This window comes from Klebsiella sp. CB_Kp196, from assembly GCF_040061575.1.
Taxonomy (GTDB): Bacteria; Pseudomonadota; Gammaproteobacteria; order Enterobacterales; family Enterobacteriaceae; genus Klebsiella; species Klebsiella michiganensis.
Genome location: NZ_JBEAFH010000082.1, coordinates 230,186 through 244,098, shown reverse-complemented (window position 1 = coordinate 244,098; position 13,913 = coordinate 230,186). Strand labels below are relative to the sequence as shown.

The 13,913-nt window shown below is 56.1% G+C and carries 12 protein-coding genes and 1 pseudogene; 10 read left to right on the top strand and 3 right to left on the bottom strand.

Translation table 11 applies throughout. The features are described 5' to 3' along the window. The first annotated feature begins 533 nt into the window (after positions 1–533). The 4 genes and pseudogenes from ABLU87_RS29180 to ABLU87_RS29165 all read left to right on the top strand — a co-directional run bounded on the left by ABLU87_RS29180 (position 534) and on the right by ABLU87_RS29165 (position 2,999). Positions 534–791 (top strand): YjhX family toxin, encoded by a 258-nt coding sequence (locus ABLU87_RS29180; RefSeq protein WP_004110819.1) that lies wholly within the window; start codon positions 534–536, stop codon positions 789–791. Between the two features lie 10 nt (positions 792–801). Beyond that, a complete protein-coding gene (locus ABLU87_RS29175; protein ID WP_122117582.1) occupies positions 802–1,353 on the top strand; it encodes an N-acetyltransferase in 552 nt (183 codons plus the stop codon). 11 nt (positions 1,354–1,364) lie between these two features. Continuing rightward, a pseudogene (locus tag ABLU87_RS29170) lies at positions 1,365–1,874 on the top strand (class I SAM-dependent methyltransferase); the annotation flags it as partial. Positions 1,875–2,252: 378 nt separating this feature from the next. Next, the gene (locus ABLU87_RS29165) at positions 2,253–2,999 is read left to right on the top strand and encodes a class I SAM-dependent methyltransferase (protein ID WP_227633892.1); all 747 of its coding nucleotides are present in this window, start codon (positions 2,253–2,255) and stop codon (positions 2,997–2,999) included. A 124-nt stretch (positions 3,000–3,123) separates the two neighbouring features. Here ABLU87_RS29165 and ABLU87_RS29160 read toward each other — a convergent pair whose 3' ends face one another. Both ABLU87_RS29160 and ABLU87_RS29155 read right to left on the bottom strand, forming a co-directional pair. Next, the gene (locus ABLU87_RS29160) at positions 3,124–4,464 is read right to left on the bottom strand and encodes a carbohydrate porin (RefSeq protein WP_122117580.1); all 1,341 of its coding nucleotides are present in this window, start codon (positions 4,462–4,464) and stop codon (positions 3,124–3,126) included. Between the two features lie 121 nt (positions 4,465–4,585). Beyond that, on the bottom strand, positions 4,586–5,983 hold the full coding sequence (locus tag ABLU87_RS29155) for an MFS transporter (RefSeq protein ID WP_122117579.1): 1,398 nt from the start codon (positions 5,981–5,983) through the stop codon (positions 4,586–4,588). Between the two features lie 437 nt (positions 5,984–6,420). On the opposite strand from ABLU87_RS29155, the gene ABLU87_RS29150 reads away from it, so the two are divergent. The 4 genes from ABLU87_RS29150 (at position 6,421) to ABLU87_RS29135 (ending at position 11,031) form a co-directional block, all read left to right on the top strand. Beyond that, a complete protein-coding gene (locus ABLU87_RS29150) occupies positions 6,421–7,452 on the top strand; it encodes a LacI family DNA-binding transcriptional regulator (RefSeq protein ID WP_025107245.1) in 1,032 nt (343 codons plus the stop codon). 252 nt (positions 7,453–7,704) lie between these two features. Further along, complete coding sequence (locus tag ABLU87_RS29145) at positions 7,705–8,634, top strand: dihydrodipicolinate synthase family protein (RefSeq protein ID WP_004848004.1); 930 nt, start codon at positions 7,705–7,707, stop codon at positions 8,632–8,634. A gap of 142 nt (positions 8,635–8,776) precedes the next feature. After that, the gene (locus tag ABLU87_RS29140) at positions 8,777–9,625 is read left to right on the top strand and encodes a fumarylacetoacetate hydrolase family protein (protein WP_102803745.1); all 849 of its coding nucleotides are present in this window, start codon (positions 8,777–8,779) and stop codon (positions 9,623–9,625) included. Positions 9,626–9,741: 116 nt separating this feature from the next. After that, the gene (locus ABLU87_RS29135; RefSeq protein WP_004848008.1) at positions 9,742–11,031 is read left to right on the top strand and encodes an anaerobic C4-dicarboxylate transporter family protein; all 1,290 of its coding nucleotides are present in this window, start codon (positions 9,742–9,744) and stop codon (positions 11,029–11,031) included. A 74-nt stretch (positions 11,032–11,105) separates the two neighbouring features. Here ABLU87_RS29135 and ABLU87_RS29130 read toward each other — a convergent pair whose 3' ends face one another. Then, positions 11,106–12,473, bottom strand: a complete 1,368-nt coding sequence (locus tag ABLU87_RS29130) for a formimidoylglutamate deiminase (RefSeq protein ID WP_064358625.1) — start codon at positions 12,471–12,473, stop codon at positions 11,106–11,108. 102 nt (positions 12,474–12,575) lie between these two features. Between ABLU87_RS29130 and hutC the strand changes: the two genes are divergently transcribed. Then, positions 12,576–13,337 carry a histidine utilization repressor gene (hutC, locus tag ABLU87_RS29125; RefSeq protein ID WP_004848014.1) on the top strand — a complete coding sequence of 254 codons (762 nt, stop codon included), beginning with the start codon at positions 12,576–12,578 and terminating at the stop codon, positions 13,335–13,337. Continuing rightward, entirely contained in the window at positions 13,334–13,891 is a 558-nt protein-coding gene (locus tag ABLU87_RS29120) for a HutD family protein (protein ID WP_122117063.1), read from the top strand. Before hutC ends, ABLU87_RS29120 begins: the two co-directional genes overlap by 4 nt. The last annotated feature ends 22 nt before the right edge of the window (positions 13,892–13,913 follow it).

Below are 13,913 nucleotides of genomic sequence, written 5' to 3'. Positions count from 1 at the left end.
ATGGTAAATTGGTAAACCAAAATGTGACGGAGATGCGCGGAGGGGAGGAAACGTTAAACAGGGCGGCATTGATAAACCGCCACGGGGCGCGGGCTGATTCTGCTGGCGTTAGTGTTAAGCATTTTTCATGTACTTCAAGAGATTACTCAGAACCGGGGAAGTGGAATTCTTCATGGGCATAGGGTCAGTGCGCGGCGGGTAGCGTCGTGTTGCGAAATGGTTAACCAATGTGCCAAACCTATCGACCAGAAGAACGGAGGCGGTCATTGATGCTGGCCGGAGCGCGTACGGACTCGCAGCAGATCACACTTTTTGATTATTACGATTTCCATATAAAAACTACGTGTTATCATTCCGCTGGTAAATACCTTTTCAACTCTCACCGAGGCTTTGATGCTGGAGAATGTCATCATCAGATAATCAGCTTCCCGACCTTTTCAGGCCGGACTGGTTATCGCTGCGCTTAAACCTTACGCGAACACCTGCGGGTGTTGGCTCGTTTTTACGCATGATGATTAACAGGTTTCTTCAGTATGAATCTATCCCGTCAGGAACAACGTACCTTACACGTTCTCGCTAAAGGTGGCCGGATCGCGCACATCCGCGATGCATCAGGCCGCGTCACCTCTGTTGAATGCTACAGCCGCGAAGGGCTCCTGCTCAGCGACTGCACGCTCGCCGTTTTCAAAAAACTCAAAACCAAAAAGCTGATTAAGTCCGTCAACGGACAGCCCTACCGCATCAATACCACCGGGCTGAATAACGTCCGCGCACAGCTGGACAATCGCTAAGGAGCCTCTGATGACAAACCACAGCTTCACTTTTCATGTCGCCTCTGAAGGCGATACCGATGACATTCTCGACGTCGAAACCCGGGCTTTCGGCTACAGCAAAGAGGCCAGGCTGGTGGCCGATTTGCTCAACGATGAGAGCGCCTGCCCGACGCTATCGCTGCTGGCCAGGCATAACGGAGAGGCGGTTGGGCATATTTTTTTCACCCGGGCGACGTTCAAAGGGGAGCCGGACTCGCCGATGATGCACATCCTTGCTCCCCTGGCGGTGGTGCCGGAATACCAGGGCGCGGGCGTTGGCGGAGAGCTTATCCGGCACGGCATTGAGCAGTTGAAAGCAATGGGAAGCCAGATGGTATTTGTTCTGGGCCACGCCGCTTACTACCCCAGGCACGGGTTTGAGCCATGCGCGGGAGATAAAGGCTATCCGGCGCCTTATCCGATTCCCGAGGCGCATAAAGCCTGCTGGATGCTGCAGCCGATTTCGTCTCAGCCGCTGGGACGAACGGGCCAGATACAGTGCGCCCGGGCGTTAATGAAACCCGAGCACTGGTGCGAGTAATCAATAAGGAGATGATGATGACTATTGGCACGATTATTACAGGTTCCAGGCATATCGCGTTGTCATCCCGGGAGCGCAAAATCCCCTGGGATGAACCGGCTTTTAGCCAGCGTATGCTGGAGAACCATCTGTCGCAGGAGCACGACTGGGCCAGCCGCAGGCGGGCGGTTATCGAACAACAGGTCGCGTGGATTGCCGGACAGCTACCCGCCGGCGCGCGCATTCTGGACCTCGGCTGCGGGCCGGGCTTTTACACCCGCCTGCTGGCGGAGCGCGGCTTTTACTGTACGGGCGTGGATTTTTCGCCGGCGTCGATCGCCTGGGCCCGGCAGCAGGCGCAGGCGGCCGGGCTGGATATTACCTATCACCAGCAGGACGTTCGCGAGTACGCGCCGGAAACCCAGTTTGATTTCATTATGATGACCTTCGGTGAACTGAACGTGTTCAGCGCGGCTGAGGCCCGCTCGCTGGTTCATCGCTGCGCGCAGTGGCAGGTTCCGTGGGGAAAGCTGCTCATCGAGGTTCATACCTATGCTGAAGTTAAACGTCAGGGAATGGCCGATCCCGGCTGGCAGCGCTGTCCGCAGGGGCTGTTTCTTGATGTTCCGCACCTGCTGCTGACGGAGCACGCCTGGGATCCGGCGGCGCAAACCAGCTCCACGCGGTTTATGGCGATTGAAGAGAGCGGCAAGGTGACGCGCTTCGGCAGCCGGATGACCGCCTGGCATGATGATGCTTATCTCGACCTGCTGCGCACGGCGGGTTTGACCACCATTACTCGCCCGGATGAGGCGGAATGGCCGGTCAGCGAAACCTTTACCGGCAAGCTGTACGCGCTGCTGGCCGAAAAAAACGTTCCCGATTCTCTTTCCGCAAAACCCATAAAAGGAATTCAACCATTGGATATCCCACGTATTTTCACCATTAGTGAAAGCGCTCATCGCATCCATAACCCGTTTACGCCGGAAAAATACGCCGCCCTTGGCCGGGTGCTGCGAATGAAGGCCGGAACCCGGATACTCGATCTTGGCAGCGGGTCGGGGGAGATGCTCTGTACCTGGGCGCGCGATCACGGCATTCGCGGCATCGGCGTCGACATGAGCGCGCTGTTCAGCGAGCAGGCTAAGCTGCGGGCAGAAGAGCTCGGCGTTGCCGACCGCGTGACGTTTATTCACCAGGACGCCGCCGGTTATGTGGCCGAGGAAAAATGCGACATCGCCGCCTGCGTGGGCGCGACCTGGATCGCCGGCGGCGTCGCCGGGACTATCGAGCTGCTGAGCAAAAGCCTCAAGCCCGGCGGTATGCTGCTGATCGGCGAACCGTACTGGCGCCAGGTACCGGCAACGGAAGAGATAGCACAGGCCTGTGGCGCCTCTTCGCTCGCCGACTTTCTGACGCTTGCCGATCTGGTCTCCTCTTACGATGCGCTTGGCTATGACCTCGTCGAAATGGTGCTGGCGGACCAGGAAGGTTGGGACCGCTACGAAGCGGCGAAATGGCTCACCATGCGCCGTTGGTTAGAGGAAAACACCGATGATGAGTTTGTGCCAGAAGTCCGGGCGGAGCTGACGATGGCGCCAAAACGCCATACGACTTATACGCGCGAATACTTTGGCTGGGGCGTATTTGCGTTAATCAAGCGGTAGTTGAAATACCCGGCATAGCAGGAAGGCTATGCCGGGATCAGGGGGGTTCAGAACCGCAGGAAAGGGCGCCCATGGGTAATGATCACACGCACTGGGTCAGACCTGACGGTAGCGGTCCGTTTTATCAGAATTTGACGGTCACCTGATTGCCGAGCACCCAGGCGTTTTTAATCTCTTCGCTTCCTCCCGGATGAACGAGCAGCTGCAGGTTAGGGCGCACGGTCAGCCATGGCGTCGCGCGAAAGCTATAATGCAGCTCTGCGGCATACTCGGCTCTGCGAACCGGAACATACAGAGGGTTATCATAATCATCGATCCCCCGCATCTGGTTCAGGAGCTGCGCCCGACGGGCGACTCTGTCGTTGGCGTGCATTTTACTGACGCCGAAGCTGATAAAGTCCTGCGGACGGCTGGCGAAAGGGCCTTGATAAATGGCGCCGGCCTGAATCTGATAGTCCATTGTCGCCGTATCTTTATCATTCATTGCCAGATGCCCGAAAAGGCTAAGGCCACGTTGGCGCTGGCTGCTCGAGTAGGTCAGCTGCTGGACGATATAGAGATAACCTCCGTAGCGGCCGTCGTGTCGCCGGGCGTCCTGGTGCGTGAGCACATAGGGATCGCCATTGTCATCATCCAGCACATCATTGGCGTCCGCCGTGTTATACCATCCCCCGAGTTTCCAGATGCCGGGGAGTTTTGCCGCGCCGAGAGTAGGTCGATATCCCAGTTCAAAAAGGTACATGTACCCCAGATGCCCGGTACCATCCAGCTGGAAGCTTCCGTGGCGGGTGGCGTAGGCAGGATTGTACTGAAACGCGCCGGCCTGGACGTAAAGCGCCGGGGCAGGGCTGTATTTAATACGGCCGCCCCACTGGCCTATGGGGGTGTTATACCAGACGCCGCTGCCGTGGCCGGCTAAAGAGCCGCACAGCGACAGGTTTTGAAAAAAGCAGCCGTTGTTATCAAAATCCTCTCCCGGCGGCATCAGGCCCACCTTGAGATCCAGCTTTTTATCCCACCCGGTTTTTTTGAACCAAAACTGCGTCGCGTGCCATGTTTGCCCCCGACCGTAGTTGCTCTGAACACCGGACCCTATTACCGGCGCGCGCGGATCCTGAAGGCGATCCTGAGTCAGATCTCGCCCGTTACGATTATTCACCGACGCTTTAAATTCACCGTCGTGAATACCTAAAATCTTTTCCAGATCCATATTTACGCCGAGAATATACTGGTCGCTGTAGCGCAGGGTTTTATCGCGATCGTAACCGCCGGAGATATTCGTGGCCGTCATTGCGCTATATTCCAGCGTAAAATCATAACCATGACGGCGCAGATCCGTACGCACGCCTCCCCATTCTCCGGTCATGTTTTTTGCGGTGGGAGAAAAAAGCGTCTCGTTGGCCAGCGTCTGTAAAGGGTGTAGTAAAGCCAGCAGCATCGTGCCGCTGTGGATGAGTTTGTTCATGTTTTTACCGCCTGTTAATGATCCAGGTCTATGAATAATTCCCGGTAAGGCGCAGCTGAATCAGCCGGCTGCGCCGACCTCCCGTCAGAGGTGGCTCCGTGTTTCCTGGAGCCACAGCCGTCTATGGCGACAGCTCTTCTAACGATTTTCCTTTGGTTTCAATGGCAAAAAGCCAGGTAATTAAGCCACCAATCAGCGCAATGACCGCGAAAGTGATAAACACAAAGCGGATCCCGAAGCCGCTGACGATAAAACCGACCATCAGTGGGCCGATGGATGACCCCGCCCGGAGCCATGCGCTGGAATACGCGGTGCCGATAGCGCGCAGTCGGGTGGGGTAAAGCTCTGCCGCGTACAGATAAAGCGAGAAAGCGATGGTCTGCAGAATGGCGTAGGTCAGGCTGCCCAGAATCAGAATTTCAACGGCGGATTTCGCGCCCAGAACGGAGAGCGTAATCAGCGGAACGACGGCCAGTAAAAAGGCCCATGTGTACCAGCGCTTGCGCCCGACGCGGTCGATCATCAAGGCGCAGATCACCGAAGCCACGACGCCGCAGGAAGAGGTGATCCAGCCGTAGGCCAGACTGGTATCGAGGGAGAGGTTAAACCAGGTTTTGTAGAGGGTTGGAAACCAGGTGATCATTCCGTTGTTGACGCTATAAACCGTCAGCCACAGTCCCCAGAGCATAAAGGTGCGGGATTTATAGATACCGCCAAAGAGGGCTTTAACCCCTTCCGGAGCCGCTTTTTGCACCGCGGGGGCTTTTATTTCCGGTTCGGGCAACGTCATCCCGCGCCTGATGACCTCTGATTCCAGCGTCGATACGATGCTGTCCGCTTCCTTCAGCCTCCCTTTTGCTGTCAACCAGCGCGGTGATTCCGGCATCAGCCAGCGCAGGGGAACGGTCAGCGCGGAGGGGACTAAGCCAATTAAAAACATGACCTTCCAGCCATAGATGGGCACCAGAAAATACCCCACCAATCCGGCAAACATCATGCCGATAGGGAAAATCACTTCATACAACAAAAAGAAACGCCCGCGCTTTTTGGCACCGACAAATTCATTGATATAGGCGCTGGCAACGGGGACTTCCGCACCGATACCCACCCCCTGTAAAAAGCGAATAACAAGAATTGACCAGCCGTTCCAGGCAAAAAGGCAGGCCACATCCATGAGTACGAACATGATGATGGTGATACGCAATACGCCGATACGGCCTATTTTTTCCGCCAGCGAGCCGAAAAACAGGGCGCCGCACAGCTGGCCCACGTAGCTGGCCGCAATAATAAGACCGACAAACGTCGGCGTGAGACCCCACTCCTGGGTAAGCTGGGGGAGCGCAAATGCGATTGCAATAATGGTATAGGCATCGAAAAACGTCGATAAGCCGACGATAACGCGGATCGCTTTCAGCCGTCGGGTGATGGGGAGGCGTTCCAGCCTTGCCAGCAGCGCGTCTGGCGTGGACGCCGTTCCGCTGGCAACGGCGTAATCTGAAGCAATGGCCTGAGTTGACATAGTATTACCCTGTTAAACGTTGTCTGGGGCATACACGTAAGGTTCTGAATAACCACAGGGCAACGAACCCTTATTCATCGACGTGCTGCATATAATGCTGTCCTGATGTGTTTATGATAACGTTACTGCAATCGATTTCACTTGCAGCTAATCCTTTGCTGGATTCGCCGCTAAGTCAATTACGCCTGTTGTATAAATGTCGAGCAGTTCACAATCTGAAAAAACTCACGCGCAAAAAGGCGAAGCGGCGAATGCAAAGCAAAATGGATAAGAAATGTGAATTAACGACCAGCCGAATGAACCCGGCAAAGTGAAGCACCATTCCTTTTGTCCGGGCGAGGTTTGACGTAAGATCCTTTAACCCCACGGTTTGCACGATGGTATCCGTTGAACGGGCAACACGGATTTTTACCCGCATTGATGAGTTGGAGCAGCAGATGGATCAAGAAAGTGAACTGAACGATTTGCCGGAAAAAAAGCTGGCGACAATGCGGGATGTTGCTCGCGCTGCGGGCGTGAGCGTCTCGACCGTTTCGCGCGTACTCGATGAACGGTTACCCACTTCACGCAGCGCCTCGGCAGAGAAAATTCGCCAGGTGGCCCGTGAGCTGGGCTACCGTCGGGACTATGTTGCTTCCAGCCTGCGCCGGGGCGATACCGGAACGCTTGGCGTCCTGGTGCCGAGGCTGACCGATGCCGTTACGGCGATGCTTTTCGAAGAGATAGCCAGGGCGGCGGCCAGGCGAGGCTATTTCGCGATCGTTGCGACCTGCGGTGATAGCAAGGATCAGGAGAAAAACGCCGTGGAATCGCTGCTGGATCGTCGCGTGGATGGGTTGATCATGTCCACCTGCCGGCTGGACGATCCTTTGCCGCAAACCCTGCGTGAACGGGATGTGCCCCACGTTCTGGCGCTGCGTACCGACGGTTTTAGCCCCTCATCGGTCGGGGACGATGAGCTTGGCGGCTATCTGGCTACCCGACACCTGATTGATTTAGGCCACCGCGATATTGGCCTGATTGGCGGCCCTGATTTTGCCTCCAACGCGCGCAACCGGCGTAAGGGTTTTGAGCGGGCAATGCAGGAAGCCGGGCTCAGGATCGAAGCGGAATGGTGCTGTCATTCAGATTTTAATATCGCCTCGGGGGAGCAGCAGGGAATGAAAATTCTCAGCCAGCCTCATCGCCCGAGCGCGCTATTTGCCGTCAATGACGAGCTGGCGATCGGCGTCCTCGCGGCCGCGCACCAGCAGGGGCTGGTGATTGGCGAAGATCTCTCCCTGGTCGGCTACAATGATATTCCCCTGGTGAGCAGACTGCCCGTGGCGCTGACCTCGGTCAGAACGCCGCTGGAGCATATCGCCAGCAATGCGGTTGATATGTTATTGAATCCAGAGATAAATAATAATATTCGGATTACCACGCCTTCCCTTATTCCCCGTAAGTCTACCGCGTCTCCACGTAAATAATCCCCCTGCGATCCTCCCCCGACTTTCCAGGAGAAAGCGGGGAGGGTTGAATTTTGTATAACGGATCTCATCCCGGATGCAGATCGCGGTTTAGTTTGTGATCTGCGTTGCATTTTTAACCAACATGGCGTTGACGGTTTTATTTTTGAGGTTCAATGTCAACGTCGTGAAAACGATTGCAGAAACGATTTCACTTCCGTTTCAAAGAATCGCTTAACCGTAAACAAATGCTTACTCATCAAGGGGATATTTATGATTAACATCGATCTGAGAGGTTTGACTCCGGCTCCGGTTACACCCTTCACTCGCGATGGACGCGTAGACTATGATGCCATTCAGCGCCTCGGCAGCTGGCTGGGCAGCATCGACGGGGTGAAAGGTCTGGTGGTGCTGGGACACGCAGGGGAGGGGACTTTTCTAACCCAGGAAGAGCAGGCGAATGTGATCCGCGCGTTTGTGAAGTCCGTGGATGATAAGCTTCCGATTATTGCCGGCATCACCGGGGAAGGGACGGAAGTGGCTGCGCTGGAGGCGAAGCGCGCCGTTGCCGCCGGCGCATCCGCCGGTTTGCTCTATCCTTCCCACGGCTGGCTGCGCTTTGGCTATCAGGATGGCGCGCCTCAGGATCGCTACCGCGTGGTGTACGAAGAAAGCGGCCTGCCGCTGATTCTTTTCCAGTATCCGGATGTCACTAAAGCCACCTACAACCTGAAAACGCTGCTGGATATCTCCGCGCAGCCGGGCGTATTTGCCATGAAGAATGGCGTACGTAATATGCGCCGCTGGGATACCGAAATTCCGGTTATTCGCCGCGAGCGTCCGGATCTGCAAATCTTAAGCTGCCACGATGAATATCTGCTGCATACCGCCTTTGATGTGGATGGCTTCCTGGTCGGCTACGGCAATATCGCGCCTGAGCCGTTAATTGAAATGATTAAGGCGGGTAAAGCGGGCGATTACGTTAAAGCGCGTGAGCTGCACGACCGACTGCTGCCGGTGACCAAAAGCGTCTACCACCGCGGTTCGCACATGGAAGGTACCGTGGCCCTTAAACATGCTCTGGTTGCGCGCGGGATCCTTGAACATGCCACCGTTCGCTCTCCGCTGCTGCCGCTCGAAAATGGCGCTGAAAAAGAGATCCACGACGCCATGCGCGCCGCTGAGCTGGGCCGCGTCGGTTAATTTATTCTGCGTCTGTTGTTAATCCGCAATGCAGAGATATCGCTTACTGTATTGCGGATCATCGGTTACTTCGCCCCGGTATTTTTTGCTGCTCTTCATCATAACGTCGGGGCTTTCACCTCTGTATATTGCTGGGTGATTTATGAAACTATTAAGCTTTCGCGTTAATGATAAAAACAAATATGGCCTGGCGACCGCTGACGGCGTCATCGATCTGCAGGCGCGGTTTCCTCAATATGGCAGCTTGCTGGAATTTATACCGCATCTTCATCTTGTTGATACTCTGCCGCCGTCTGCGAAACAGGCGAACTATTCTTTCGACGAGATCGCTTTCCTGCCGGTCATTACTGAACCGAAAAAAATTATCTGCGCTGGCGTGAATTATCGCGATAAAAACGCTGCTGGTGACGAGAAGCCCTCTAACCCAGTGCTATTCATCCGCTTTGCGGATTCACAGACCGGGCATCTGGCACCGCTCCTCAAGCCGGAACGCAGCAATGAGTTTGACTATGAAGGCGAAATGGCGCTGGTGATGGGCCGTGGAGGACGCAATATACCAGAGCAGGAGGCGCTGCATTATGTTGCCGGCTACAGCTGCTATATGGATGGCTCCGTGCGCGACTGGCAGCATGCCTGCTTTACCGGCGGCAAAAACTGGCCAGCGACGGGCGGCTTCGGCCCCTGGCTGGTGACCGCGGACGCTATCCCCGACCCGCAAAATCTGAATATTACCACCCGACTGAATGGCCAGACGGTGCAGCAGGATAATACGGGCAGCATGTTGTATTCAATTGCCGAACTCATTGCGTATATCAGCACCTTCAGCGCGCTCTCTCCGGGGGATGTCATTCTGACCGGCACGCCCGGAGGTATCGGAAAAAAACGTACCCCGCCGCTCTTTATGCAGCCCGGGGACAGGGTGGAAGTCGAGATTGAGCAGATCGGATGCCTGATAAATAGCGTGCGCAGCGATGCCGCGGTAGCGCGATAAGTTATCGTTTTGTATCCAAAAACAGGGTGAGAGCGCGTTTGCCCGGCGGCCAGGACTTGCAGGCCATTTAATCATGTAAAGGGTTAATGCCGGACAGGGAGCCGTGGAGGCAATGTATGATATTGGTTCAGTTTCTGGTGGTGCTGCTGTTTCTGTACATCGGCATGCGGGTCGGGGGGATCGGCGTGGGGTTTGCCGGCGGCGCCGGCGTGATTGTCCTCAGCGCGCTCGGCGCCACGCCGGGTGATATGCCGATGCTGGTTATCGTATTTATCATGGTGGTGATCGTGGCGATTGCCGCCATGCAGGAGGCCGGCGGTATTGAATACCTTGTTGACCTCACCGAGCGCCTGCTGCGCCGCTATCCGCGATTGTTAGTCATCACCGCGCCGCTTTCCACCTGGCTATTAACCATGATGGCCAGCACCGGGCAGGTCTCTTTTGCCTGTATGCCGGTTATTGTCGGCGTGGCGAAAGAGAACAATATAAAACCCACCCGGGCGCTTGCTCTTTCGGTCGGCGCCTCTTTGCTGGGCATTGTGGCGTCGCCCATTTCTGCGGCGGTGATTTTCTTCTCGGGGATTCTGGAAAAGGGTCATTCTGGCTGGGGCTATATTGAGCTTATTGCGGTATCAATCCCGTCCACCTTTCTGGCGCTGCTGGTCACCTCCGTTTTTTACCTGTGCTGGGACAGGATCCGCCAGCAGGATCGGCTCAATGACAATCCGGTTCAGGTGCAGGCAAGGACTGCGCGGGCGATCCCGCCCTGCGCCGGTCGTTCGGTGCTGATTTTTATCGTCGGGCTGGTTGTGGTGCTGGTTTATGCGATTGTCACCAGTCCGAAACTCGGGCTGATTGCCCATCCGGTCATGAGCAGCGGACAGGCGCGGGTAGGGGTGATGATGGGGGTTGCGCTGCTGATTGTGGTGTGCTGCCGGGTTAACGTACACAAGGTCCCGTCCGGCTCGGTATTTAAAACCGGGATGACCTCCTGCATCTGTATTCTCGGCGTCGCCTGGCTGGGTTCAACCTTTATGGACAGTAATCAACAGTGGTTGCAAAGCGCGGTCTCGTCACACTTGCTGGATTCGCCCATGATGCTGGCCATTATTATTATGGCGGCCTCATGCTTCTTGTATTCTCAGGCGGCCTCCACAAAAATTTTATTCCCCGCCGCGCTGAGTATGGGCGTTGCCCCGGCTATTTTGGTTGCCTGCTTCCCGGCAACGGCTTCTCTTTTTATTCTGCCAAACTATCCGACGCTGCTGGCGGCGGTAGAGCTGGATGATACCGGCTCCACCAGACTGGGCCGACATATTATCGATCACCCTTTTCTGCTGCCTGGCCTGGCATCGGTCCTGCTTTCAATGCTCTTCGCCGCGGGGCTGGCTTATTGGATTCAGTGAATCGCCTGAGGCTTTTACTTTGAATACCTCCGAAAACAAAGCGGTTCACCGTCGGTGAACCGCTTTTTTCGATATCAGGCTGCAAGATCTTTCATCACCTGAATAAATGCCTGAGAGACAGATTCTTCTTTATGGTGATGCCCATCCTCAATCACCCAGCGTCCGCCAGTCATCACCGCGGTAATGGGATTAGATGAGCAGGCGAAGATCCAGCGGTTGAGCAGCATCTGGTCTTCTGCGCTGGCGATAAAGGGATTCTGGCTATCCAATACGACCAGATCGGCCCGATATCCTACGCTTAGCTGGCCAATGTTTTGGCCCAGCGCTCTGGCGCCGCCTCGTAGCGCCCCTTGATACAGAACGTTGCCGACGTGAGGCTCGCCTGGGACGATGAGCCGGTTGCGGCGCTGGGCTATCAGGCGCTGCCCGTATTCGAACCAGCGTAAATCCTCGCTGACGCTGACGCTAATGTGGCTGTCGGAACCAATTCCCCAGACGCCGTTATGCTCCAGATATTGTGGGCCAGGGAATATGCCATCGCCGAGATTGGCTTCGGTGGTCAGGCACAGGCCGGCCACCGCACCGGATGTGGCGATCTTCATCGTTTCCGGAGGCGTCAGATGAGTGGCGTGGATCAGGCACCAGCGCGAATCCACGGGGAGATGGTTGTACAGCCACTCCACCGGGCGCTCGCCGGACCAGGCCAGGCAGTCATCCACCTCTTTTTGCTGTTCAGCAATATGAATATGAATCGGCTGCTGGCCAGGATGGCAGGCCAGAATGGCGCCAATCTGCTCCGGCGTAACGGCCCGTAATGAGTGGAAGCACAGACCGGTACGCTGCATTGGCTCGCCGGCCAGCCGCGATGTGAGCGACTCGTACATTGTCAGATAGCTGTCGCTATCGTTGATAAAGCGGCGCTGTCCAACGGAGGGCGGCTGCGCGCCAAACCCGGCGTAACTGTACAGGACGGGCAGCAGCGTCAGGCCGATGCCGGTATGTTTCGCCGCGCTGGCGATACGCAGCGCTAATTCCGTCCGCTCTTCATAAGGCGCGCCGCTGCTGCTGTGATGCAGATAGTGGAATTCGGCGACCGAGGTGTACCCGGCTTTGAGCATTTCGATGTACAGATAGCTGGCGATGGTTTCCAGCTGTTCTGGCGTAATTTTATCTACCAGCCTGTACATCAGATCCCGCCAGGTCCAGAAGCTATCCGACGGATTTCCCGCCACCTCCGTTAACCCGGCCATCGCCCGCTGGAAGGCATGGGAGTGCAGGTTCGGCATACCCGGCACGACGACCCCTTTGATGCGCGTCGCCTGCGGATTCGGCGCTGCGTTCTTTTCCAGCGCGGTTATGATGCCTTCTTCGGACACGGTTATGCCGACATTATTTGCCCAGCCATCAGGCAACAGCGCTTTTTCTGCCAACCAGACTGCCATTTTACCACCTTATTATCAGTGCTAATGTATATACATGTACATATATATACATCTAACAGGTCATAGAGTAAACTGACAACGTCAGCATATGAGGAATGGTTAATGGCGCGTAACGACCTGTCAAATTCGGATTCCATGGATGAGTTACTTGAACATCCCGCCCCCTTTTATGAAAGGGTAAAGGCCATGATCAAAACCAAGATCCACAGCGGGGCATGGCCCGCGAATTATCGTGTTCCTTCTGAAAGCGAGCTGGTCACGCTGTTTGGCTATAGCAGAATGACGATTAACCGCGCGTTGCGAGAGCTGACCGCGGAGGGCTTGCTGGTGCGGATGCAGGGGGTCGGTACTTTTGTCGCCGAAATTCGCGGCCAGTCGGCGCTGCTGGACATTAACAATATCGCTGACGAAATCGCCAGCCGTGGCCATCGCCACCACGCCAGAGTCTTCAGACTGACGGAAATCGAAGCCGATGCCCAGCAGGCGTTCAGCTTTGGCATGCAGCAGGGTTGCGGTCTGTACCATTCGCTGATTTGCCATTATGAAAATGGCGTACCGGTTATGCTGGAAGACCGACTGGTGAATATGCAGGTTGTGCCGGACTACCTGCAGCAGGATTTTACACGTATCACGCCGAACGCCTATCTCTCCTCAATTGCGCCGATTGTTGAAGGCGAACACGTTATTGAAGCGGTCAACGTCACGCGGGCCGAGTGTGTTTACCTGGAAATTGATGAACATACGCCTTGTCTGCTGGTCAATCGTCGGACGTGGACCGGCCGTCAGGAGAAGAAAATCGTCACCAGCGTGCGCCTGGTCTATCCCGGTCCGCGTTACCGCCTGGAAGGGAGCATGCGCAAATGATCCGTCTGCTCCCTGCCGGGTTGTATACGGAAATGCCCTGGAAAAACGGCCAGGGCGTGACGCGCGAAGTGGCCCGCTATCCGGAAGCGGGGGAATATGACTGGCGTATATCCCTGGCGACCATTCGCCAGCCTGGTCCGTTCTCCGCATTTCCCGGCTACCTGCGCAATATCAGCGTGCTGGAAGGCAGCGGGATGTACCTGACAATCGATGGGCAGCGCAGCGCATTGATTGCGCCTTTCCAGGCGCTGGGGTTTAACGGCGCGAGCGGCGTATCCTGTGAGATTGTCGGCGGCCCGCTGCTGGATTTTAATGTGATTTACCGGGAAGCCGCTCTGCGGGCGACGGTGAGCTGGTGCGGGGCGGGGACGTGGTCGCATCAGGGCGGACTGCGGATATTGTTTAATGCCGGGCCCGCGTTGCGGGTGAGCATCGGCGACCAACGCTATTTACTGGAACATTACGACAGTCTACTGGTGGATGAAGCGGTGGCGCTGGTTATCCAGGACTCTCCGGGCGCGCGTCTGGCCCGCATCACGCTGATTCCCCTTTAATCACGCCGCAGGTTCCTCCTGC